The organism is Polaromonas sp. JS666 (assembly GCF_000013865.1).
GTDB lineage: Bacteria > Pseudomonadota > Gammaproteobacteria > Burkholderiales > Burkholderiaceae_C > Polaromonas.
Map to the genome: position 1 here is coordinate 336097 of NC_007948.1, position 20715 is coordinate 356811.

27 protein-coding genes are annotated in these 20715 nt (G+C 62.0%); 14 read left to right on the forward strand and 13 right to left on the reverse strand.

What is annotated here, in order from left to right:
* Positions 1-7: 7 nt before the first annotated feature.
* The 10 genes from BPRO_RS01565 to BPRO_RS01605 all read right to left on the reverse strand — a co-directional run bounded on the left by BPRO_RS01565 (position 8) and on the right by BPRO_RS01605 (position 7460).
* The gene (locus BPRO_RS01565; RefSeq protein ID WP_041388207.1) at positions 8-859 is read right to left on the reverse strand and encodes a DMT family transporter; all 852 of its coding nucleotides are present in this window, start codon (positions 857-859) and stop codon (positions 8-10) included.
* Positions 860-1021: 162 nt separating this feature from the next.
* Positions 1022-1759, reverse strand: coding sequence for an AraC family transcriptional regulator (locus tag BPRO_RS01570; protein ID WP_011481284.1), 738 nt, complete (start codon positions 1757-1759; stop codon positions 1022-1024).
* Between the two features lie 3 nt (positions 1760-1762).
* Positions 1763-2785, reverse strand: a complete 1023-nt coding sequence (lipA, locus tag BPRO_RS01575; protein ID WP_041388209.1) for a lipoyl synthase — start codon at positions 2783-2785, stop codon at positions 1763-1765.
* Between the two features lie 98 nt (positions 2786-2883).
* Positions 2884-3639, reverse strand: a complete 756-nt coding sequence (gene lipB, locus BPRO_RS01580; RefSeq protein ID WP_011481286.1) for a lipoyl(octanoyl) transferase LipB — start codon at positions 3637-3639, stop codon at positions 2884-2886.
* Positions 3636-3809, reverse strand: coding sequence for a hypothetical protein (locus BPRO_RS29370; RefSeq protein ID WP_157045705.1), 174 nt, complete (start codon positions 3807-3809; stop codon positions 3636-3638). Before BPRO_RS29370 ends, lipB begins: the two co-directional genes overlap by 4 nt.
* 20 nt (positions 3810-3829) lie before the next feature.
* Positions 3830-5026 (reverse strand): Fic family protein, encoded by a 1197-nt coding sequence (locus BPRO_RS01585; RefSeq protein WP_011481287.1) that lies wholly within the window; start codon positions 5024-5026, stop codon positions 3830-3832.
* A gap of 116 nt (positions 5027-5142) precedes the next feature.
* Positions 5143-5466 carry a YbeD family protein gene (locus tag BPRO_RS01590; protein WP_011481288.1) on the reverse strand — a complete coding sequence of 108 codons (324 nt, stop codon included), beginning with the start codon at positions 5464-5466 and terminating at the stop codon, positions 5143-5145.
* Positions 5463-6365 (reverse strand): D-amino acid aminotransferase, encoded by a 903-nt coding sequence (locus BPRO_RS01595; protein ID WP_011481289.1) that lies wholly within the window; start codon positions 6363-6365, stop codon positions 5463-5465. Before BPRO_RS01595 ends, BPRO_RS01590 begins: the two co-directional genes overlap by 4 nt.
* A 92-nt stretch (positions 6366-6457) precedes the next feature.
* Positions 6458-6928: a DUF2062 domain-containing protein gene (locus BPRO_RS01600; RefSeq protein WP_232291473.1), complete on the reverse strand. Its 471-nt coding sequence runs from the start codon at positions 6926-6928 to the stop codon at positions 6458-6460.
* Between the two features lie 97 nt (positions 6929-7025).
* Positions 7026-7460, reverse strand: a complete 435-nt coding sequence (locus BPRO_RS01605; RefSeq protein ID WP_232291474.1) for a DUF4149 domain-containing protein — start codon at positions 7458-7460, stop codon at positions 7026-7028.
* Between the two features lie 217 nt (positions 7461-7677).
* Between BPRO_RS01605 and BPRO_RS01610 the strand changes: the two genes are divergently transcribed.
* From BPRO_RS01610 to BPRO_RS29375, 10 genes are all read left to right on the forward strand, one after another.
* Positions 7678-8199 (forward strand): ATP synthase subunit I, encoded by a 522-nt coding sequence (locus BPRO_RS01610; RefSeq protein WP_011481292.1) that lies wholly within the window; start codon positions 7678-7680, stop codon positions 8197-8199.
* A gap of 23 nt (positions 8200-8222) precedes the next feature.
* A complete protein-coding gene (gene atpB / locus BPRO_RS01615; protein WP_011481293.1) occupies positions 8223-9101 on the forward strand; it encodes a F0F1 ATP synthase subunit A in 879 nt (292 codons plus the stop codon).
* A 71-nt stretch (positions 9102-9172) separates the two neighbouring features.
* Entirely contained in the window at positions 9173-9421 is a 249-nt protein-coding gene (gene atpE / locus BPRO_RS01620; RefSeq protein ID WP_011481294.1) for a F0F1 ATP synthase subunit C, read from the forward strand.
* 31 nt (positions 9422-9452) lie between these two features.
* On the forward strand, positions 9453-9923 hold the full coding sequence (locus tag BPRO_RS01625; RefSeq protein WP_011481295.1) for a F0F1 ATP synthase subunit B: 471 nt from the start codon (positions 9453-9455) through the stop codon (positions 9921-9923).
* A 12-nt stretch (positions 9924-9935) separates the two neighbouring features.
* On the forward strand, positions 9936-10466 hold the full coding sequence (locus BPRO_RS01630) for a F0F1 ATP synthase subunit delta (protein WP_011481296.1): 531 nt from the start codon (positions 9936-9938) through the stop codon (positions 10464-10466).
* 61 nt (positions 10467-10527) lie between these two features.
* The gene (gene atpA / locus BPRO_RS01635; protein ID WP_011481297.1) at positions 10528-12081 is read left to right on the forward strand and encodes a F0F1 ATP synthase subunit alpha; all 1554 of its coding nucleotides are present in this window, start codon (positions 10528-10530) and stop codon (positions 12079-12081) included.
* Between the two features lie 53 nt (positions 12082-12134).
* Positions 12135-13001, forward strand: coding sequence for a F0F1 ATP synthase subunit gamma (atpG, locus tag BPRO_RS01640; RefSeq protein WP_011481298.1), 867 nt, complete (start codon positions 12135-12137; stop codon positions 12999-13001).
* Positions 13002-13051: 50 nt separating this feature from the next.
* Positions 13052-14455 carry a F0F1 ATP synthase subunit beta gene (gene atpD, locus BPRO_RS01645; RefSeq protein WP_011481299.1) on the forward strand — a complete coding sequence of 468 codons (1404 nt, stop codon included), beginning with the start codon at positions 13052-13054 and terminating at the stop codon, positions 14453-14455.
* A gap of 12 nt (positions 14456-14467) precedes the next feature.
* Positions 14468-14884, forward strand: coding sequence for a F0F1 ATP synthase subunit epsilon (locus BPRO_RS01650; RefSeq protein ID WP_011481300.1), 417 nt, complete (start codon positions 14468-14470; stop codon positions 14882-14884).
* 345 nt (positions 14885-15229) lie between these two features.
* Positions 15230-15373, forward strand: a complete 144-nt coding sequence (locus tag BPRO_RS29375) for a hypothetical protein (RefSeq protein ID WP_157045706.1) — start codon at positions 15230-15232, stop codon at positions 15371-15373.
* A gap of 36 nt (positions 15374-15409) precedes the next feature.
* Here BPRO_RS29375 and BPRO_RS01655 read toward each other — a convergent pair whose 3' ends face one another.
* From BPRO_RS01655 to BPRO_RS01665, 3 genes are all read right to left on the reverse strand, one after another.
* Positions 15410-15952, reverse strand: a complete 543-nt coding sequence (locus BPRO_RS01655) for a TPM domain-containing protein (RefSeq protein ID WP_011481301.1) — start codon at positions 15950-15952, stop codon at positions 15410-15412.
* Positions 15953-15958: 6 nt separating this feature from the next.
* Positions 15959-16843 (reverse strand): TPM domain-containing protein, encoded by an 885-nt coding sequence (locus BPRO_RS01660; RefSeq protein ID WP_049764054.1) that lies wholly within the window; start codon positions 16841-16843, stop codon positions 15959-15961.
* A 65-nt stretch (positions 16844-16908) separates the two neighbouring features.
* Entirely contained in the window at positions 16909-17514 is a 606-nt protein-coding gene (locus BPRO_RS01665; RefSeq protein ID WP_011481303.1) for a LemA family protein, read from the reverse strand.
* 43 nt (positions 17515-17557) lie between these two features.
* Here BPRO_RS01665 and BPRO_RS01670 point away from each other — a divergent pair, with 43 nt between their 5' ends.
* The 4 genes from BPRO_RS01670 to BPRO_RS01685 are packed head-to-tail and all read left to right on the forward strand — an operon-like array spanning position 17558 to position 20706.
* On the forward strand, positions 17558-18448 hold the full coding sequence (locus tag BPRO_RS01670; protein WP_049764055.1) for a hypothetical protein: 891 nt from the start codon (positions 17558-17560) through the stop codon (positions 18446-18448).
* A gap of 4 nt (positions 18449-18452) precedes the next feature.
* On the forward strand, positions 18453-18899 hold the full coding sequence (locus tag BPRO_RS01675; protein WP_011481305.1) for a YybH family protein: 447 nt from the start codon (positions 18453-18455) through the stop codon (positions 18897-18899).
* A 13-nt stretch (positions 18900-18912) separates the two neighbouring features.
* Entirely contained in the window at positions 18913-20076 is a 1164-nt protein-coding gene (locus tag BPRO_RS01680; protein ID WP_011481306.1) for a YheT family hydrolase, read from the forward strand.
* Positions 20077-20133: 57 nt separating this feature from the next.
* Positions 20134-20706: a DUF2946 family protein gene (locus BPRO_RS01685; protein WP_011481307.1), complete on the forward strand. Its 573-nt coding sequence runs from the start codon at positions 20134-20136 to the stop codon at positions 20704-20706.
* Positions 20707-20715: the final 9 nt, after the last annotated feature.

Below are 20715 nucleotides of genomic sequence, written 5' to 3' on the forward strand. Positions count from 1 at the left end.
GCCTTGGCTATCTTGAGCGGGTGCCCAATACCGCAGCGCCCAGAATCAACAAGGCGGCAACGGCGATGCTGGTGGTCAAGGCCCTGCCACTGACCACCAACAGCAAGGCGGTGGAGCCCAAGGGGGTCAGGTAACTCAGGATGCCGATTTGCCGCACATCGCCTGATTTGAGCGCTTTGTCCCACAGAAAAAAAGCGGCGCCCAGCGGACCCAGGCCTGTCACGGCCAGCAGCAGCCAGTCCTGGCCAGACAATGCCACCTGCGGCTCCAGCAGAAAATGACACAGCAGCGACAGCAGCCCCGAGACCATGCCAAAAAGCCCGATGGCGGCGGTGGGAAAGGCTGGTACGCGCCGGGTCAGCAGCGAGTAACTGGCCCAGATCAAGGCCGCGCCCAGCGCAGGCAGGTAACCCCAAGACCAGCCATGCGCTCCGCTTCCTCCCGCCAGGCCCTGGTCGGCGCCGAGGATGGCAATCGCCGCGCCGGCAAAACCCAGCAGCGCCGCGATCACATGCAGGACGCGCAGTCGCACACCTGGCAGGAACAACGGCGCGAGCACCACCATCAACAGCGGCCACAGGTAGTTGACCAGGTTGGCCTCCACGGGTGGCGCGTGGCGCAGGGCGATGAAGAGCAGGAAGTGGTAGCCGAACAGGCCATAAATGCCCATCACAAAGGTCCTGGCGGGCACCTTCCACAACTGTCTGTCTTTCAGCACCAACGGCAATGCCAGCAGGCTACCCATCAGCAGCGCCATGCCGGTCAGCAAAAAGGGCGGAATGTGTTTGAGCGAGACGCCGAGCGAGGCCAGGGAGATCCATAGCGCGATGGCGCCCAGTGCATATAAATTGGCGGGCATGGCGCAAGCATAGGGTGTTTGGGTTGTGCGATCGTCGCGCAAGCACGGTCTCGCCAGTGCGCAACGACGCCCGGGCCGCCTGCATTCGGTCACCGGTCTCCGATAACCCGTTCCGCGGGGCGGGGGCTGGGCAGGCAAATGCCGCCCGAATGATCCGTGCCGTTATTGGTCGGCCTTGTCGGCCTGGTTGGACTCGGTGAGCTTCTGGCGCCGCAGCGCCGCTGTCAGTGCCGAGGGCGACTGGTAGCCGCATCGCAGGGCCGTGTCTGCAACCGTCACGCCGCGCCCCTGCAATTGCAAAGCCAGTGCCAGACGCTGGCTGCGCAGCCATTGCATGACGCTCTGGCCGGTTTCGCGACGGCACCGCGCTGCGAACTGGGTCGGGCTCAGGAAAGCCTGCGCGGCGAGCTGCGCAACGCTCAGGGGTTCGTGCAGCCGCAGCTGCGTCCAGCCAGCCAGCTGGTGCCAGTCAATGGCGCGCTGATGTCGCGCTGGCCGCGCCGTCTTCTCGGCGAGAGCTGCCGGCCTTTGCCATGCCTGCAGCAACAACAGCGGGCCGCAGTGGTGGGCCAGGCTGCCCTGCTGCTGCAAGGCCTGCTCCAGATAATGGGCCAGGGCGATGGCTTCTGTGCTTTGTGCCGGCGACGGGTCGCAATACGACCAGCCGGCGTGGTGCGTGTCCAGCACCAGGCAGCGGCTGCCCTGCTTCGATTCAAAGTCGTGCCGCTCGCCTGGAATAATCACGCAGCCCTCGCCGGCGGCAATGCGCCTGCCGCGGCCCTGCACCTCGAGCTCCAGCACGCCCTCCAGTCCGAGCAGCACCTGAAAGTGCGCATGCGCATGGCTGCCGTGCGAGGCGCCGTAGCGGCGTAGCGACAGCGAGCCCTGCGGCCTGTCCATGGGTCAGGGCGCCGATGCGGCGTCGGCCTTGTCGGCGACACCCGCGGCGTGGGCCTGCTGGTCGGCGTGGTAGCTGGAGCGCACCATTGCACCCACGGCGGCGTGGGTAAAGCCCATCTTGTAGGCTTCCTCTTCAAACATCCTGAAGGTGTCGGGGTGCACATAGCGGCGCACCGGCAGGTGGCTGGTCGACGGTGCCAGGTACTGGCCAATGGTCAGCATGTCGATGTTGTGGGTGCGCATGTCACGCATGACCTGCAAAATCTCTTCGTCGGTTTCACCCAGGCCGACCATGATGCCGCTCTTGGTGGGCACGTTGGGGTGTAGCGCCTTGAATTTCTTGAGCAGGTTCAGGGAGAACTGATAGTCGCTGCCGGGACGCGCTTCCTTGTACAGGCGCGGCGCGGTCTCGAGGTTGTGGTTCATCACGTCAGGCGGTGCAGCCTTGAGGATTTCCAGCGCGCGGTCGTCGCGGCCGCGGAAGTCGGGCACCAGGATTTCGATGGTGGTGCCGGGCGACAGTTCACGAATTTTCTGGATGCATTCGACAAAATGCCCGCTGCCGCCGTCGCGCAGGTCGTCGCGGTCCACGCTGGTGATCACGACGTATTTGAGCCTGAGTGCGGCAATGGTTTTGGCCAGGTTCTCGGGCTCATTCACGTCCAGCGGATCGGGCCGGCCGTGGCCGACGTCGCAAAACGGGCAGCGGCGCGTGCATTTGTCGCCCATGATCATGAAGGTGGCGGTGCCCTTGCCGAAACACTCGCCGATGTTGGGGCAACTGGCTTCTTCGCACACGGTGTTGAGCTTGTTTTCCCGCAGGATCTGCTTGATCTCGTAAAAGCGGGTGGTTGGGCTGCCGGCCTTGACGCGAATCCAGTCGGGCTTCTTCAGCACCTCGGCGCGTTCCACCTTGACCGGAATGCGCGACAGCTTGGCCGCCGCCTTCTGCTTGGCCAGCGGGTTGTAGGTTTCCAGGGCCTGGACGTCGCGGACAACTGGATTGGTGGCTTCTGATGTGCTCATGTCGGGTGCCGTTTGCCCTGAGCCTGTCGAAGGGCTGGGTAATCCGCTCATGGCCGGTGTGAACCGGGGGCTTGGACAGGCTCAGCCCGAGCGGGAAATCAGGGTGCCAGATAACTTGACAGCTTCTGCCCCAACACGTCCGCAGCCTCTTGCCACGTGACAGATACCCCGATTGTACGAAGGTCGACCGTTTTCAGTCCGGCATAGCCGCAAGGGTTGATGCGTGAGAAGGGTTCCAGGTCCATGGCCACGTTGAGCGCCACGCCGTGGTAGGTGCAGTGGCGGCTGACCTTGATGCCCAGTGCGGCGATTTTCCCCAGGCTGTGGAAAGGGTCGGGATCGGGCCCTCCCCCCCCCCCGCCCTCCCCCGGAAGGGGAGGGAGTAAAACCGGGGTGCTGCTCCCTCTCCCTTTGGGAGAGGGTTGGGGTGAGGGCCGCAGCCGTGCATGGCTAAACGGATCATCCAGCCGCACATAAATCCCCGGCGCGCCGGGTACGCGGTGCCCTGTGACGCCAAAATGCGACAGGGTCCTGATGACCGCTTCCTCGATGCGGTAGACATATTCCTTGACGTAGTAGCCGGCCTGCTTGAGGTCGATCAGCGGGTAAGCCACCACCTGCCCGGGGCCATGGTAGGTCACCTGGCCGCCGCGGTTGGTTTGCACCACGGGGATGTCGCCGGGATTCAATACATGTTCTATTTTTCCCGCCAGCCCTTGTGTATAGACCGGTGGGTGCTCACAAATCCATAGCGAATTCGGCGTTGCCGCGGTGCGCTCAAGCGTGAAGGCCTGCATGGCCTCGTAGGTGGGCAGGTAATCGACCCGACCCAGGTGACGTATTTCCATATTCATGCAAGCAAGGCGTCCAGTTGCCCGGACATTCCCACGCCGTCCCGTTCAGGCTGTGACGTTTCGGTTTTGGTGGTTGGTGTATGTATCGATACTTCTTCCAGCAGGCGGTAAGGAACGCAGCCGGAAGTGGTGAAGGCTTGAGCGCGGTTGAGCCAGTCGAGGGTAGGCATGTGTGATCGGTGTCCGTTGTTCAGCTGACGCCGACGCTTGTTTGAATGGGAGACTGCGCTGCAAAGGTGGCCTCCACGGTTTCGCGGTGGAAGAGTTCCATATAGGGCTGGTAGCGATACAGGCGATTTCGCTCAAAGCCAGTGACTTCACGCAGCCAGCCGCGTTCTTCCAGGTCGCGCGCGAGTTTGACGGCAGTGGGGTGGGTGCAACCCACAATTTCTGCAATGCGGTTGGGTGAAACCAGTGGCTGCTGGAAGAGGCTGTCCAGCAGCTTGAGTGCTTTGGGGCTTTTCATGAGGGCGTTACGGTGCGCCTCGCGCATTTTGACGATGTCAGTGGCTGTCTGTGTGGCCGCCCGAGCCGTCTGGCTGACGCCACGCAGGAAGAATTTGAGCCACTGTTCCCAATGGCCGTGGTCCCGGATGGCGGTAAGACGGTCGTAATACTCGCTGCGATGCGCCTTGAGAAAAACAGACAGGTAGAGCAAAGGGCGTGACAGCGCCTGCTCCTCGCACAGGATGAGCGTGATCAGCAGGCGACCTACGCGGCCGTTGCCATCCAGAAAAGGATGAATGGTTTCAAACTGCGCATGTGCCAGACCGCAGCGAATGAGCAGAGGAACTGTGGATTTGCCTTCATGCAGGAATTTCTCAAGCATGCCCAAAGCGTTCATCAACTCATGAGGTGGGGGCGGCACAAAGGAGGCATTGGCGAGCGTGCTGCCGGCTGATCCGATCCAGTTTTGCGATGTGCGGAATTCGCCTGGCGTTTTTTCGCCACCGCGCACGTTCTGCATGAGCTCGCCATGGATCTCTTTGAGCAGGCGCAGACTCAACGGCAGCTCATTCAGACGCCGCAGGCCGTGGTTCATGGCGCGCACGTAGTTAATGACTTCTTCTACGTCTTTGGGCGTGTCGTTGCTCGTGCCCTGCGCCTCAAAAGCCAGTACGTCTTCCAATGTGCTCTGAGTACCTTCGATTTGTGACGACAGCACAGCCTCGTGGCGCACGTACATGGCGACAAACAAGTCCGGGTTGGGGAGCAAAGTGGCGATAGCGTCAAGGCGGGCGATGTCCCGGTCGGCGGCGGACAGCAAGGTGCGCAGTTCTCCGTCGAATTCAATGTCCGGATTCGGGGGCAAGCCTTCGGGGACAAAAGCTCTGTAGCCCGTTAGTTGTTGGATGTAGCGCCCAGCTCTTTGCGTTTGTTCTGCCATGGGAATTTTTATAAGAATTCCATGATGATAATCTTGTGAAAATAAGTGTCAAATTATTTTCACAAGAATTGTGGCGCTATTCCTTATGAAATTTTGAGCGGTAAAACTGATGCGATTTACAGAACCACCTTGACCATCGGATGGGTGGACAGTGTGCGGTAGAGCTCGTCCAGCTGCTCGCGACTGGTGGCGGTCACCGTGATGGTGACGCCCAGGTATTTGCCGCCCTTGCTTTCGCGCAGCTCGATGGTGGTGGCGTCAAACACGGGGTCGAACTGGTGCGCCACGGAGGTGATTGCCGCCACCAGCCCATCGACTTTTTCGCCCATGACCTTGATGGGGAAGAGCGAAGGGTAGTCGATCAGCGACTCCTGACGCGGTGCGGGTTCGGGCGCGGCGTTCGGCGGGGTTGTCGGCGGGTTTTTCGGTGAAGTCGTCATGTTGATTGCTCTCGCTTGGCCTGCTGGTATGCAGCATACAAGCTGGCATAGATGGGGCCGGGCTTGCCATTTCCAACCGGTTGACCGTCCAGCAGGGTGACGGGCAGTACCTCCTTGGTGGCCGACGACAGCAGCAACTCGTCGGCCGCCAGTACTTCGGCGCGCGTGATGCGGCGCAGCTCAAACCCCAGGCCCAGGGCCCGGCACATTTCCTCCATCAGGCCGTAACGGATGCCCTCGAGCACCAGCTGGTCCTTCGGCGGTCCCATCACCGTGCCGTTCTTGACGACCCAGACGTTGCTGGAGGCTGCTTCGCTCAGGTAGTTGTCACGGAACATCACGGTTTCGACCGCGCCGGCGTCCACGCTGATCTGGCGCGAGAACACCGCACCCAGCAGGCTGACGCTTTTGATGTGGGCCTTTTCCCAACGGAAGTCGTCAGCGGTCACGCAGGCCACGCCCTGCTCGCGCTGCTGCGCGCCGGGCAACTTCAGGGCGTTGGTCATGACGAAGACGGTGGGCGTCAGGCCGGGCGGCATGGGGTGGTCGCGCATGGCCACGCCGCGGGTGACCTGGATGTAGATCAGCTGGTTGCCTTTCTCCATGTCGGCCGGCATGGATTGGTCGTAAGACGCTATCAGTTTGAGCGTGAGTTCGCGCCACTCGGCGTGTGTCATGGGGTTGGCGATGCGCAGTTCCGCCAGGCTGCGGCTAAGGCGCGCCATGTGCTGCTCAAAGCGGAACAGCTTGCCCGCGTAGGCCGGCACGACCTCATACACCCCATCGCCAAAGATGAAGCCCCGGTCCAGCACGCTGATCTTGGCGTCTTTCAGGCTGGTGAACTCGCCGTTGAGGTAGCACGGTGTGTCGGGCAGGGTAGAGGGGGAAGAGGACGTCATGATGAACGGGAAAAAGTAAGGTCGGAGGACTGATTGGAGGCGGTGAAGGCGATGGAGGCGGATGGGGCGGTGTTGCGGGCGAAGCTGATTGTCTATCGATGGCGGCGCTTGAACCAGATGCGCAGGCGCCAGACAAGCTTGACGAGCATGTAGCTGGTAATCGAGCCGCCTACGGCAAAGATGCCCATGCCAAGAATGGCGGGGGCGCCGAAGGACGTCAGCCAGGCGACTACGCCGGCTCCCTCCGCCACGGTCGGCGGCGGCGGGGCGTCCAGCAAGGGGCGGCCCACCTGGTAGGCCAGCCAGAGCCAGAAGCCTATGGTGAATGGGTTGGTGATCAGTGTGACGCCGGCGGCTACCGGGATATTGGCGCGCCACCATACGCTGTGGGCCGCCGCCACCAGGAATTGCGCGAACGGAATGGCGAAGGCCCAGAAGATGCCAATGGCCACGCCGCGTGCCACCGATTCGTGGTGCGGCCGCCACAACTGGGGGTCCAGCAGCCGATGGGCCACAGGCTTGAGCCAGGGGTGGGCCGACAGCGTTTCGCGGGTGGGCAGCAAGGCCTTCAGCCGACCGGTCCATCCTGTGCGACGTGGCGCCGTGCTTTTCTGTGCTCTCACAGCAAGGACCGGAAAAAAATATTGACCTGCACCATATTCAGACCAGGAAGATGACCGCAGCGATGGCCAGGGCGCCCAACGCCAGGTTGGTGATGGCCAGGGTGGCGATCTGTCCGGCGCGGCGGCCGCCTTCCGGCCAGTTCGAATTGCCGAGGGCCTGTTTCATGCGGCGAAAAGGTCCGAAGTAAAGATGGCCAAACAGCGCAAACATCACAAGCCCGATGCCGAGCATCAGGTGCCAGCCGAGCGGCGCGTTTTTCATTCCGATGCCCAGCAGCATGGCCAGGCCGCTCAGGAGCAGGATGCCGATGGCGGGCCATACCAGCCAAAAAAAACGGCGCAGCACTTGCGCAATGAGGGGTAGCCGCTGGGGCGGAGCCAGCAGTTCAGCCGCCGCAGGGCGCAGGGCAAACAGCATGAAACTCACGCCGCCCAGCCAGGCGATAGCGGCAACGACATGGAGAAATTTCATCAGGGCGTGCATGGCAGATATTCTTTCGCGAATGAGGGGGACGGCCATGGGGGCAGCCCAAAACCCCGATTGTGGACCACCCGGCTACACCCCTGGCCGGGCGTGTCAATCGCCCCTAATTCAGATTCAAATTCCGGGTTTTGTCGGCGCGCTGGGGTTTCTACGTATAATCAAGGGCTTTGCTGGCAACGGCCCTGTAACTTTCCCGTAATTTGTGATGTCCAAAATAGCAAGTTCGGCCGAAAACTCCAGAGCCCGGCACTCCGCGCAGGACGCGTGGGAGAGAGATGAAGATGGCGCGCTCGACGAGGGTTTCAAGCCCCTGACGCGCGAGGAAGCCCAAAAGCTTCGTGAAGCGAAGCCTTCCATCTCTCCGTGGGCTGTGTTGGCGGGGCAGTTGGTGGTCGGTGTTCTGGTGGCGTGTGCCGCCTGGCTGCTGACCGGAAGGCCAAGTGTGGGCTGGTCGGCGATGTATGGGGTGCTGGCTGTGGTTGTGCCGGGTGCCTTGTTTGCACGCGGCCTGACCAGCAAGGTGTCGGCCATGAATCCGGGCGCTGCGGTGGCTGGATTTTTTTTGTGGGAAATGGTCAAGATTGGCCTGACGGTGGCGATGTTGTTTGCCGCCCCCCGCATGGTTTCGGATTTGAGCTGGCCAGCCCTGCTGGTCGGTTTGGTGGTGACAATGAAGGTGGTCTGGCTGGTGCTCTGGTTCCAGTCCCGATCGAACAGATTAGCCTAATCAATATTAAGAAGAGTTGAGTGATGAGTTCTGAAGCCACTTTAGCTACGACTGCCCAAGGCCCGACCGCCGGTGAGTACATCGGTCACCACCTGACGCATTGGCAAAACAAGCCCATGAGCGGCGTCATCGATTTTTCGGTGTACAACCTAGACTCCATTTTCTGGGCGCTGCTGTTGGGCATCACTGGCAGCTTTTTCATGTGGTGGGCCGCGCGGTCCGCAACGGCGGGTGCTCCTGGGCGCTTTCAGGCTGCGGTGGAAATTCTGGTGGAAATGGTGGACACCCAGGCCCGCGGCATCATCAAGAACACCCACAGCCGCAAGCTGGTCGCGCCGCTGGCCCTGAGCGTCTTTGTCTGGATTTTCCTGATGAACGCCATGGACTTGCTGCCCGTGGACTTGCTGCCCAGGATCTGGGCGGCGATTTATGGCGCCGCCGGGCATGACCCGCACCACGCCTACATGCGGGTTGTGCCTACCGCCGATCTTTCCACCACGCTGGGCCTGTCGACCTCGGTCTTGCTGGTCTGCATTGCCTACAACATCAAGATCAAAGGCGCAGGCGGCTGGCTGCATGAGCTTTTCACGGCGCCGTTCGGTAGCCACCCGGTGCTGTGGCCGGTCAACTTCCTGATGCAGATGATCGAGTTCGCGGCCAAAACGGTTTCGCATGGCATGCGACTGTTTGGCAACATGTATGCGGGCGAACTGGTGTTCATGCTGATCGCGCTCATGGGCGGCGCTGCCGCTGCCTCGCTGTCGGGCGTCCTGTTGCCGGTCGGCCAGATCCTGACCGGCGCTGTCTGGGCCATTTTCCATATTCTGATCATCACCTTGCAGGCCTTCATTTTCATGATGCTGGCGCTGGTGTATGTGGGCCAGGCCCACGATCACCACTAGGTTTTGTCGGTCTGGTTTTCTTTTCCTTTTTTCTTTTGTTTGTTAGTTAATTAAATCCATAGGAGCTTTAAATGGAACACGTTCTCGGTTTCGTCGCTTTGGCCGCTGGCCTGATTATTGGCCTGGGCGCTGTCGGCGCATGTATCGGCATCGGCATCATGGGTAGCAAATACCTCGAAGCCGCTGCCCGCCAGCCTGAGCTGATGAATGAACTGCAAACCAAGATGTTCCTGCTCGCAGGTCTGATCGACGCCGCCTTCCTGATCGGCGTGGGTATCGCGATGATGTTCGCGTTTGCCAATCCTTTTGTGCTGAAGTAATCATCACAACATTCGACAGAAAGGCGTTGCCGTGAGTATTAATGCAACCCTGTTCGTCCAGGCGATCGTTTTCGCGATCCTGGTGTGGTTCACAATGAAATTTGTGTGGCCACCCATTATGAAAGCGCTGGACGAGCGTGCCCAAAAAATCGCTGACGGCCTCGCCGCTGCCGACAAGGCCAAATCCGAACTCTCCGTTGCCAACAAGCGCGTCGAAGAAGAGCTGGCCAAATCGCGTGGCGAATCGGCGGTGCGCCTGGCTGAGGCCGAGCGCCGTGCCCAGGCCCTGATCGAAGAAGCCAAAGCCAAGGCGACCGAAGAGGGCAGCAAGATCATTGCCGCCGCCAAGGTCGAAGCCGAGCAGCAAACCGTCAAGGCCCGCGAGACCCTGCGCGAGCAGGTGGCCGCACTGGCCGTCAAGGGTGCCGAGCAGATTCTGCGCAAGGAAGTCAATGCCGGCGTGCATGCTGACTTGCTGGGCCGCCTGAAGACCGAACTTTAAGCGAGCGTATACATGGCCGAACTAGCCACCATTGCCCGTCCCTACGCTGAAGCGCTGTTCAAGGCCTCCGGGTCTGATCTGGGCGCCGCCGCTGCCTGGCTCGATGAACTGGCGGCCATTGCCGCCAACGTGCAACTGCAGCAGTTTGCCGGCAATCCCGGCGTCACGGTGACCCAGACTTTTGACGTGATCTCCGGCGTTGCCAAAAGCCAGCTGCCGGACGCCGCGAAGAATTTCCTGCGCACCGTCATCGAGAACGGCCGCATCAGCGTCCTGCCGGAAATTGCCGCCCAGTTCCGCGTGCTGAAAAATGCGCAGAGCGGTTCCTCCGATGCCACCGTATACAGCGCATTTCCGCTGGAAGGTCCGGCATTGGCTGATCTGGCTGCAACGCTGGAAAAGCGCTTCGGCCGCAAGCTCAACTTCGCGGTGGAGCTGGAGCCGGCCCTGATTGGCGGCGTACGTGTCGTGGTGGGTGACGAGGTGCTGGACACCTCGGTGAAAGCCCGTTTAGAGCAAATGAAAGTGGCGCTGATTTCTTGAGCCGGCGCCTTCGCGCATCTCCCAAGTCTTTAGCCAACAACCTAGAAAGAAGGAAAGAGTCATGCAACTCAATCCCGCAGAAATTTCTGAACTGATCAAGAGCCGTATCGAAGGCCTGACTGTCAGTGCCGACATTCGCAACCAGGGCACCGTGGTTTCGGTGACCGACGGTATTGTCCGCATCCACGGCCTGTCCGATGTGATGCAGGGCGAGATGCTGGAATTCCCCGCGACCGCCGACGGCACGCCTACTTACGGCCTGGCGCTGAACCTCGAGCGTGACTCGGTCGGCTCCGTGATTCTGGGCGAGTACGAGCACATTGCCGAAGGCGACACCGTCAAGTGCACGGGCCGCATTCTGGAAGTACCGGTCGGACCGGAGCTGCTGGGCCGTGTGGTCAACGCGCTGGGCCAGCCGATCGACGGCAAAGGCCCGATCAATGCCAAGATGACCGACGTGATCGAAAAGGTGGCGCCCGGGGTGATCGCCCGTAAATCCGTTGACCAGCCCCTGCAGACCGGCCTGAAGTCCATCGACTCCATGGTGCCCGTCGGCCGTGGCCAGCGCGAACTGATCATCGGCGACCGCCAGACCGGCAAGACCGCCGTGGCCATCGACGCCATCATCAACCAGAAGGGCAAAGGCGTTTCCTGCGTCTATGTCGCGATCGGCCAGAAGGCCTCCTCGATCAAGAACGTGGTTCGCTCGCTGGAGCAGGCCGGCGCGATGGAGTACACCATTGTGGTGGCGGCTTCCGCTTCCGAGTCGGCCGCCATGCAATATGTGAGCGCCTACTCCGGCTGTACGATGGGCGAATACTTCCGCGATCGTGGTGAAGATGCGCTGATTGTGTATGACGATCTGTCCAAGCAGGCCGTGGCTTACCGCCAGGTCTCGTTGCTGCTGCGCCGTCCACCCGGCCGCGAAGCCTACCCTGGCGACGTGTTCTATCTGCACAGCCGCCTGCTCGAGCGCGCAGCCCGCGTGAACGAGAAGTATGTTGAAGACTTCACCAAAGGCGCCGTCAAGGGCAAGACCGGCTCGCTGACCGCACTGCCGATCATCGAAACGCAGGCTGGCGACGTGTCCGCTTTCGTGCCGACCAACGTGATCTCGATCACCGACGGCCAGATCTTCCTGGAAACCAGCCTGTTCAACGCCGGTATCCGTCCCGCGATCAACGCCGGTATCTCGGTGTCCCGCGTCGGTGGCGCCGCCCAGACCAAGCTGATCAAGAACCTGTCCGGCGGTATCCGTACCGACCTGGCCCAGTACCGTGAACTGGCCGCTTTTGCGCAGTTCGCTTCCGACCTGGATGAAGCCACCCGCAAGCAGCTGGACCGCGGTGCCCGCGTGACCGAGTTGCTCAAGCAGGCCCAGTACTCGCCCCTGTCCATCTCCAACATGGCCGCCACGCTGTTCGCTGTGAACAAGGGCTTCATGGATGACGTGGAAGTCAAGAAGGTCCTGGCTTTCGAGCACGGCCTGCATGCCTGGCTCAAGGACAAGAACGCTGCGCTGATGGCCAAGCTGGAAGCCAACAAGGCCATGGACAAGGACGCCGAGGCCGAGTTGAACACGGCAGTGGCTGCGTTCAAGAAGGCGTTTGCCTGAGCCAGCCTGAACAGTAGCCCTCAAGAAACCATCAGGAACCCTTAGGACCAACTATGGCAGCAGGCAAGGAAATACGCGGCAAGATCAAATCGGTGGAAAACACCAAGAAGATCACCAAGGCCATGGAAATGGTGGCCGCCTCCAAAATGCGCAAGGCGCAGGAACGGATGCGCGCCGCCCGTCCTTACAGCGACAAGATTCGCAACGTCGCGGCCAACCTGAGTCAGGCCAACCCCGAATACACCCATGCCTTCATGGAGTCCAACGACGCCAAGGCCACCGGGTTTATCGTGGTGACGACTGACAAGGGCCTGTGCGGCGGTTTGAACACCAATGTACTCCGGGCGGTCACCAGCAAGCTCAAGGATCTGCAGGCTGCGGGACATGATGCGCTGGCCGTGGCCATTGGAAACAAGGGCCTGGGTTTCCTTAACCGGGTCGGCGCCAAAGTGGTGTCGCATGCCACCCAGCTGGGTGACAAGCCGCACCTCGAAAAACTGATTGGCCCCGTCAAGGTGCTGCTCGACGCCTACAGCGAAGGCAAGATCAATGCGGTCTACCTGTGCTACACCAAGTTCATCAACACCATGCGCCAGGAACCGGTGGTTGAGCAGTTGCTGCCGTTGACGGCGGCTCATCTGCAGGCCGACAAGGACCAGCATGGCTGGGACTATATCTACGAGCCGGACGCGCAGACCGTGATTGACGACCTGCTGCTCCGCTATGTGGAGGCGCTGATTTACCAGGCCGTGGCCGAAAACATGGCGTCCGAGCAGTCGGCCCGCATGGTGGCCATGAAGGCTGCAACCGACAACGCCGGCAGCGTCATTGGCGAACTCAAGCTGATCTACAACAAAACGCGTCAAGCGGCGATCACGAAAGAACTTTCGGAAATCGTTGCCGGTGCAGCAGCTGTCTGACCCCGGGTCAACAGCGATTCAAGATTTAAAGAACGGAAAAGGATTCAATCATGGCTCAGGCTCAAGGCAAGATTGTTCAGTGTATTGGTGCGGTGGTGGACGTGGAGTTTGCGCGTGACCAGATGCCCAAGATTTATGACGCACTCAAGATGGAAGGCTCCGCGCTGACGCTGGAAGTCCAGCAGCAGCTGGGTGACGGGATTGTGCGTACCATCGCGCTGGGCACGTCGGATGGCCTGCGCCGCGGCAACACGGTGTACAACACCGGCGCCAACATCACGGTTCCCGTGGGCAAGGCCACGCTGGGCCGCATCATGGACGTGCTGGGTGCGCCCATCGACGAGCGCGGCCCGGTTGATCAGACGCTGACCGCCCCGATTCACCGCAAGGCTCCAGCCTACGACGAACTGTCGCCATCGCAGGAACTGCTGGAAACCGGCATCAAGGTGATTGACTTGGTGTGCCCGTTCGCCAAGGGCGGCAAGGTGGGCCTGTTCGGCGGCGCCGGCGTCGGCAAGACCGTGAACATGATGGAGCTCATCAACAACATCGCCAAGGCGCACTCGGGCCTGTCCGTGTTTGCCGGTGTGGGCGAGCGTACCCGTGAAGGCAACGACTTCTACCACGAGATGGCCGATTCCGGCGTGGTGAACCTCGAGAACCTCGGCGAGTCCAAAGTGGCCATGGTGTATGGCCAGATGAACGAGCCCCCAGGCAACCGTCTGCGCGTGGCGCTGACCGGCCTGACGATCGCCGAGTCCTTCCGTGACGAAGGCCGCGACGTGCTGTTCTTCGTGGACAACATCTACCGCTACACGCTGGCTGGTACCGAAGTGTCTGCGCTGCTGGGCCGCATGCCTTCCGCCGTGGGCTACCAGCCAACGCTGGCCGAGGAAATGGGTCGCCTGCAAGAGCGTATTACCTCCACCAAGGTCGGTTCCATCACGTCCATCCAGGCCGTTTACGTGCCGGCGGACGACTTGACCGACCCCTCGCCTGCCACGACCTTTGCCCACCTGGACTCCACCGTGGTGCTGAGCCGTGACATCGCCTCGTTGGGTATCTACCCCGCCGTGGACCCGTTGGATTCGACCAGCCGCCAGCTCGACCCCAACGTGGTGGGTGAAGACCACTACGCCACTGCCCGTGCAGTGCAGGGCACGCTGCAGCGTTACAAGGAACTGCGCGACATTATTGCGATTCTGGGCATGGACGAACTGGCCCCTGAAGACAAGCTGGCCGTGGCCCGCGCCCGCAAGATCCAGCGTTTCCTGTCGCAGCCCTTCCACGTCGCTGAAGTGTTCACCGGCTCGCCCGGCAAGTACGTGAGCCTGGCCGAAACCATTCGCGGCTTCAAGATGATTGTGGCTGGCGAGTGTGATCACCTGCCAGAGCAGGCTTTCTACATGGTCGGCACCATTGACGAAGCGTTTGAAAAAGCGAAAAAAGTTTAACGGGCGGTTCATATGAATACCATCCACGTCGACGTCGTCAGCGCAGAAGAGTCCATCTTCTCCGGTGAAGCCAGGTTTGTGGCTTTACCCGGTGAGGCCGGCGAGCTGGGGATTTACCCGCGCCACACGCCGCTGATCACCCGCATCAAGCCGGGTGCCGTGCGCATTGAAAAAGAGGATGGCACGGAAGAGTTTGTGTTTGTGGCCGGTGGACTGCTGGAAGTGCAGCCCAATTGCGTGACGGTCTTGAGCGACACCGCCATTCGTGGCAAGGACCTGGACGAGACCAAGGCCAGCGAAGCCAAGGCAGCCGCGGAAGAGGCACTGAAAAACGCCAGAAGCGACATTGACATCGCCATGGCCCAGTCTGAACTCACCGTCATGGCCGCCCAGATTGCCGCACTGCGCAAATACCGCCAGAAAAAATAAAAATAAAGGCGTACAGCGGGTCAAGCCTGTTGCGCCGGTTCCCTCGATGGAGCCGTACGAGCCCCTCCCGCAAGGTGAGGGGCTTTTTTATGGCAGCCCGCTAGTGCTCATGGCGGGCGGGCTGCAAGTCAGTTTCCACAACAGGCCGGCACGCCATCTTCTGATTCAGATGGCTATGTCCCACCATACAGGCACTACCAGCGAGTCAATCTGGAGTGCCCGCTGCTCCGCTTAACAGGGATTATGCAGCCTATCCGGTAACAACTGGATACCCAAACTGACAATGACTCACGACGCGGCGCCTTATCGTATGACGGCTCCAAACTTGTCGACGAGGTAACACATATGGACAGTGCACTGGACAGCTTGGCAGGGGTAGACCGGCTTTCGCCCCGGCGCAAGGCCAAGCGGTCGCGCAAAACATGGTTCCGGCGAGTGGCGCTGGTGTTGACTGCGCTGTTTGTTCTGGGTGTGCTGTTCGCGCGTTGAACGGGTCCCGCGAAGGTTCGCGTATCCGATGGCGGCTTACTGAAGCAGGGGGGTGTCCGGCAACTCGTTTGACTGGCCGGGCGAACCGTTCTGCGTCGCATTCACCGCGAAGTGCGTCATCAAGACGGCCGAGGTTTCTTCAAGCGCCTGGGTCAGCCCGTCTTCATAGCGCTTTTCCCGGAACGCGCTGGCCATGCGTGCCACCATGGCCTGCCACTGCGCCGGGCTCACATGCCGGGCCACGCCGCGGTCCGCCACAATTTCGATGGCATGCTCGGCCAGCAGCACATAAATGAGCACACCGTTGTTGTGCTCGGTGTCCCAGACGCGCAGCTTGCCAAACAGGCTCAGCGCACGCTGCCGCGTCAGGGCGCTGATGGGTTGCTGCTGGCTCAATCGCCACAGATAGCTGGCTGGCAAAGACGCTTCCACGCAAATGCGGATTTCGCCGCTGTGGCGACGCTCGCTGGCAGCCACCCGCTGTGTCACGCGCTGCAGCATGTCGGGCGGGATCGCGCGCCGGGCATCGGAGGCGTCCATCCACAGGTGCTTGATAAAGGTTTTGAGCTTGTTCGCCATGAGGGTCTACCAGTCACCCGAGGCGCCGCCGCCCCCAAAGTCTCCACCGCCACCGCTGCTGAAGCCGCCGCCGCTGCTGCCGCCCCAACTGCCACCGCCACTACCAAAGCCTCCCATGGTGCCCGGGCCACCCCAGCCCGAAGAGCGGCTACCCCGGCCCAGCGAGCCCAGGCTTGCAAACAGGGCGAATACCAGGCCCACCAGCGCGGCGATGCCGGCGACAACCAAGCTGCTGGTGAATATCCAGGCCAGCACGCCAACCGCGCCGCCGGTGGCCACCGAACCGGCCTTGCGCCCCAGCACACCGGAAATGATGCGGGCGCCAATGGGCACTGCAAAAAACAGGAAGACGGCCAGGTCCATCCAGTCGAAGCCGCTGTCCTGCTGGCGGCTTGCGCTCTTGCTCTCGGGGGTGGGCAGGTTCTCCCCACTGATGCGCGCCATGATCTGGTCCGCGGCAGCGTTCAGACCGCCGGCAAAGTCGCCCTGCCTGAAGCGTGGGGTAATCGCGCTCTCGATGATCTGGCGCGCCGCCAGGTCGGGAATGGCGCCTTCAAGGGCTTTGGTGGTTTCGATCCGGACCTTTCGGTCGTTCTTTGCGACCACCAGCAGCAGGCCATCACCGATATCCTTGCGCCCTATCTTCCAGGTGTCGCCCACCCGCTGGGCGTAGGCGGCGATGTCTTCGGGCTGGGTGGTCGCCACGATCAGCATCACGACCTGGGCGCCGCGCGCTTGCTCAAAGGCCGTCAGCTTGGCCTCAAGCGCCGCGCGCTGGGCCGCGTCCAGCGTACCGGTACTGTCCATGACATGGGCCGTCAGGGCCGGCACCGCCTGCACGCCTTGCGCCCACGCCAGCGACAGCCAGCCGGCCAGCAGCATGGCCAGCATCAGGAGGACGCCGCCCCGAATTGGAAAACCCGCAAAACGACGCACGGTCAATCCCAGGGTAACGCTTATTTCTTGAAGTCAACGACAGGCGGTGTGGAGATCTGTGCCTCGTTCTGCACATTGAAGTTGGGTTTGACGCTGTAGCTGAACACCATGGCCGTCAGGTTGCTGGGGAAGCTGCGTGTCAGCACGTTGTACTCCTGCACCGCCTGGATGTAGCGATTGCGCGCCACCGTGATGCGGTTTTCGGTGCCTTCCAGCTGTACCCGCAAGTCACGAAAACCCTGGTTGGCCTTGAGTTCGGGATAGCGCTCGCTGACCACCATCAGCCGGCTGAGCGCGCTGCCGAGTTCGCCCTGGGCCTGCTGGAATTTGTTGAAGGCGGCCGGGTCGTTCAGGGTTTCGGGCGTGACCTGGATGGATGTGGCCTTGGCGCGCGCCTCTATGACCTTGGTCAACGTGTCCTGCTCGAAAGCGGCCTCGCCCTTGACAGTGGCGACAATGTTGGGGACCAGGTCAGCGCGGCGCTGGTACTGGTTCAGCACCTCGGACCAGGCGGATTTGGTCTGCTCGTCCAGGCGCTGAAAGTCGTTGTAGCCGCAACCGGTGAGCAGCGCGCTCAGCGCGGCCGCCATCATCCAGCCGGCAAAACTAAAACTACGGGATTTCATGGAAGGGCCTCCAAAATACAAGCCGCAACACTAACATAGTCGAATGTCGTCCACTCCTTCCGCACCTCGCAGCACCTTGCCGGTGGGCAATCCGCTGCAGGCGCTGCAGGCGTCACTGCATCCACCTGCATTCGCCCAGCCGGCCAGGCCCCGGCTGCTCGTGGCAGGGGTTGCTGGCGTCCTGGGCAGCGAGGTCTTGCGCCGCCTTGTGGGCAGTGGCCGGTTTGCGCATACGGAAGTGCTGGTTTCCGAACCCATGGCCACCGGCCTGCCGGCGGTGGGTATTGCGCTGGCCGCTCCCCTGCCGATTGAGCAGTGGCCCGCCAGACCGCAACCGGTGCACACCGGCCTGGTCATGTTCGAGCCGCCCCGGCTTTACAACGGACGTGAACGCACGCTCTGGACGCCAGCCCCTGAGCAATTGCCAGCGCTGGCCCGCTGGCTCAAGCGCTGCGGCGTGCAAACCCTGGTCATCGTGGTGCCGCACGCGTCGGGGCGTTTGCCCGATGCGCTCAAACGCGGCCTCGCCAATCTGGACGAGCAGGCCGTTGTCGCCCTCGGCTTTGAGCGCGTGCTGCTGGTTCGTTCGGCCCGCAAGGCTGAAGCGCCGGCGGTTTCGGGTCTGCTGGAGAAGACGGCGGGCTGGATGCTCTCCACCTTGAAGTACATGGTCCCGGCGAGCGAGCAGCCGGTGCGCCCGGCCAAGCTGGCCGAGTTTGTGGATGCTGCCTTGCGCGTGTTGCCCCCGGGCACACATGTGGCTGCGCCGGAACTGCTATGGCAGGCGGGCCAGAGCACCACCACAGGCCAAAGTGCCGGCCAGGCCCGGAGCATGCAGGGCGTGGTTCAAGCCTGGCTTGCTGCAGGGCACAATCCCAAGAAGAACTCAGCACCGGACTCAACACCGGCTCTCCATCGCCCATCGCCAGATTGACTCCATGTCCAAACCCAAAGTCCCACCCGCCACTACCGGTAACGCCGACGACATCGAGGCTGCTTTTTACGAAGCATTGCAAAGCGGGGACATCGAAAAGCTCATGGCCTGCTGGGGTGATGAAGACGAGATCATTTGTGTACACCCCGGCGGCGCGCGGCTGGTAGGCGCTGCCGCCATACGCGCCACGTTTGATGCCATGTTCTCCAACGGCAGCATTCAGGCCCACGCCATCAAGGTGCGCAAGCTGGAAACCATGAGCGCCAGCGTGCACAGCGTGCTCGAGCGCATTGATGTGCTGACCAACGAAGGCCCGCGCCACGCCTACGTGATTGCTACGAACGTGTATCACAAGACCGCGCAAGGCTGGCGCCTGGTCGCTCACCATGCCAGCCCGGGTACTCCGCGCGAAATGCAGGAAGTCTCTGACATCCCGCCCGTTCTTCATTGAGGGGGCCGCAGCGATGAATTACTCAGCGCCCTGGTGGCTTCCAGGCGGCAATCTCCAGACCATCTGGGCCGCGTTGCATTCGCGCCGCTTCCTGGGACCGCCGCCGCAGTTTCGCCGCGAGCGCTGGACCACGCCCGATAGCGATTTTGTGGATGTGGACTGGCTGGTGAGTAATGCCCCCACGCTCCCCGCTTTGGGTGGTTTGCTGCTCTCCGAGGGCGCTGGCCCTGCTGGGGGCGGCCCGGCGCTGTGGCCGTCCCCGCCGATACCTGCGAGTGCAAGCATCCCGATGCAAGAGGCGGTGAGCGCAGGCGCAACACAATTTTCCGCCGAGCCGCGGCCTGCAAGGCCTCGCGAATTACACGCAGTGAAGAGCGTGGAGGCTCCACTGCTGGTCGTGTTTCACGGCCTGGAGGGTTCTTCGGCCAGCCACTATGCCGAGGCCTTTGCCGATGTGGCCCGCAGCCACGGATGGGCTTGCGCCGTGCCGCATTTTCGCGGTTGCTCGGGTGAGCTCAACCTGGCGCCGCGCGCCTACCACTCGGGCGACTTTGCCGAGATCGACTGGATACTCAGGCGCTTTGCGCAGCGGCATGCCGGGCCGGTGGTGGCCGTGGGCATCTCGCTGGGCGGCAATGCCCTGATGCGCTGGGCGGGTGAGTGGGGCGCCGACGCCCGCCAGGTCGTCGCGGGCATCGCCTCCGTCTGCTCGCCGCTGGATCTGGCGGCCAGCGGCTGGGCCATTGGCCGGGGTTTCAACCGTCAGGTGTACGCCCGCATGTTCCTCAAAACCATGGTGCCCAAGGCGCTGAAAAAGCTGGAGCAGCATCCGGGGCTTTTTGACCGCGAGAAATTGCTGGCGGCCCGCGACCTCTACGCTTTTGACAATGTGTTCACCGCGCCGCTCCACGGGTTCAGTAACACGGAAGACTACTGGGCGCGCGCCTCGGCCAAGCCACACCTGTACAAGATCGGGGTGCCGGCGTTGGTGTTGAATGCGCTGAACGACCCTTTCATTCCCGTCAGCAGCCTGCCGCAGGCTGCAGATGTGAGCGGCCACATCACCCTCTGGCAGCCTGCGGAGGGCGGCCATGTGGGCTTCCCCTCGACGCCATTTCCCGGCCATGTGCGCGTCATGCCGGAGGCGGTCGCCGCTTTTCTGGCTGCGCAGCTTTGACCCTGTGTGCATCAGGCGGTATGGGCAAAGCAGGCCGGGACAGCGCAAAATAGCCGCATGGATGACATTGTTCGCCAGGCCATCGCGAAATGGCCCAACGTTCCCAACTGCTACGGCTGGCTCGGGCTGGATGCGCGCGGCAACTGGTACATGCGTGACGACAAGGCTCAGGCTGCCGGACCTTTCACATCCGCGGGGACGTCAGGCAGCTTGGCCGGCAAGGGCTCGCTGCTCAAGCACGACAAGCTCATTGACTTTATCCAGCGCAACTACGAAAGCGATGCCGGCGGCCAGTGGTTTTTCCAGAACGGCCCGCAGCGCGTCTATGTCGAGCTGGAAGCTACCCCGCTGATCTGGCGCATTGACGTGGCGCCCGGCTTTGCGGTGACAGCGCACACCGGCCAGCCGGCCCGGGTCCAGCGCTGTATCGTGGACGAGCATGGCCGGCTGTACCTGGACACGGACCTGGGTTTCGGCCTGGTCCACACGCAGGACATGGCTTGCGCAGCCGATGCGGTGGAACAGGGGCTGTGGGTGCCCGACGAACTCCCCACTCGCGACCTGCCTGTGCGATTCGGCTATGTGCGCAGCCCGCAGCTGCTGCAAAAAAGTAGCGGCATGCGCCTGTAATGTTGGAGC

What these genes read in the sequence shown, in the direction of transcription:
- BPRO_RS01565 (WP_041388207.1), bottom strand. Translation starts at nt 859, where the DNA reads ATGCCCGCCAATTTATATGCACTGGGCGCCATCGCGCTATGGATCTCC.
- BPRO_RS01570 (WP_011481284.1), bottom strand. Translation starts at nt 1,759, where the DNA reads ATGGACAGGCCGCAGGGCTCGCTGTCGCTACGCCGCTACGGCGCCTCG.
- lipA (WP_041388209.1), bottom strand. Translation starts at nt 2,785, where the DNA reads ATGAGCACATCAGAAGCCACCAATCCAGTTGTCCGCGACGTCCAGGCC.
- lipB (WP_011481286.1), bottom strand. Translation starts at nt 3,639, where the DNA reads ATGAATATGGAAATACGTCACCTGGGTCGGGTCGATTACCTGCCCACC.
- BPRO_RS29370 (WP_157045705.1), bottom strand. Translation starts at nt 3,809, where the DNA reads ATGCCTACCCTCGACTGGCTCAACCGCGCTCAAGCCTTCACCACTTCC.
- BPRO_RS01585 (WP_011481287.1), bottom strand. Translation starts at nt 5,026, where the DNA reads ATGGCAGAACAAACGCAAAGAGCTGGGCGCTACATCCAACAACTAACG.
- BPRO_RS01590 (WP_011481288.1), bottom strand. Translation starts at nt 5,466, where the DNA reads ATGACGACTTCACCGAAAAACCCGCCGACAACCCCGCCGAACGCCGCG.
- BPRO_RS01595 (WP_011481289.1), bottom strand. Translation starts at nt 6,365, where the DNA reads ATGACGTCCTCTTCCCCCTCTACCCTGCCCGACACACCGTGCTACCTC.
- BPRO_RS01605 (WP_232291474.1), bottom strand. Translation starts at nt 7,460, where the DNA reads ATGAAATTTCTCCATGTCGTTGCCGCTATCGCCTGGCTGGGCGGCGTG.
- BPRO_RS01610 (WP_011481292.1), top strand. Translation starts at nt 7,678, where the DNA reads ATGTCCAAAATAGCAAGTTCGGCCGAAAACTCCAGAGCCCGGCACTCC.
- atpB (WP_011481293.1), top strand. Translation starts at nt 8,223, where the DNA reads ATGAGTTCTGAAGCCACTTTAGCTACGACTGCCCAAGGCCCGACCGCC.
- atpE (WP_011481294.1), top strand. Translation starts at nt 9,173, where the DNA reads ATGGAACACGTTCTCGGTTTCGTCGCTTTGGCCGCTGGCCTGATTATT.
- BPRO_RS01630 (WP_011481296.1), top strand. Translation starts at nt 9,936, where the DNA reads ATGGCCGAACTAGCCACCATTGCCCGTCCCTACGCTGAAGCGCTGTTC.
- atpA (WP_011481297.1), top strand. Translation starts at nt 10,528, where the DNA reads ATGCAACTCAATCCCGCAGAAATTTCTGAACTGATCAAGAGCCGTATC.
- atpG (WP_011481298.1), top strand. Translation starts at nt 12,135, where the DNA reads ATGGCAGCAGGCAAGGAAATACGCGGCAAGATCAAATCGGTGGAAAAC.
- atpD (WP_011481299.1), top strand. Translation starts at nt 13,052, where the DNA reads ATGGCTCAGGCTCAAGGCAAGATTGTTCAGTGTATTGGTGCGGTGGTG.
- BPRO_RS01650 (WP_011481300.1), top strand. Translation starts at nt 14,468, where the DNA reads ATGAATACCATCCACGTCGACGTCGTCAGCGCAGAAGAGTCCATCTTC.
- BPRO_RS29375 (WP_157045706.1), top strand. Translation starts at nt 15,230, where the DNA reads ATGGACAGTGCACTGGACAGCTTGGCAGGGGTAGACCGGCTTTCGCCC.
- BPRO_RS01655 (WP_011481301.1), bottom strand. Translation starts at nt 15,952, where the DNA reads ATGGCGAACAAGCTCAAAACCTTTATCAAGCACCTGTGGATGGACGCC.
- BPRO_RS01660 (WP_049764054.1), bottom strand. Translation starts at nt 16,843, where the DNA reads ATGCTGGCCATGCTGCTGGCCGGCTGGCTGTCGCTGGCGTGGGCGCAA.
- BPRO_RS01665 (WP_011481303.1), bottom strand. Translation starts at nt 17,514, where the DNA reads ATGAAATCCCGTAGTTTTAGTTTTGCCGGCTGGATGATGGCGGCCGCG.
- BPRO_RS01670 (WP_049764055.1), top strand. Translation starts at nt 17,558, where the DNA reads ATGTCGTCCACTCCTTCCGCACCTCGCAGCACCTTGCCGGTGGGCAAT.
- BPRO_RS01675 (WP_011481305.1), top strand. Translation starts at nt 18,453, where the DNA reads ATGTCCAAACCCAAAGTCCCACCCGCCACTACCGGTAACGCCGACGAC.
- BPRO_RS01680 (WP_011481306.1), top strand. Translation starts at nt 18,913, where the DNA reads ATGAATTACTCAGCGCCCTGGTGGCTTCCAGGCGGCAATCTCCAGACC.
- BPRO_RS01685 (WP_011481307.1), top strand. Translation starts at nt 20,134, where the DNA reads ATGGATGACATTGTTCGCCAGGCCATCGCGAAATGGCCCAACGTTCCC.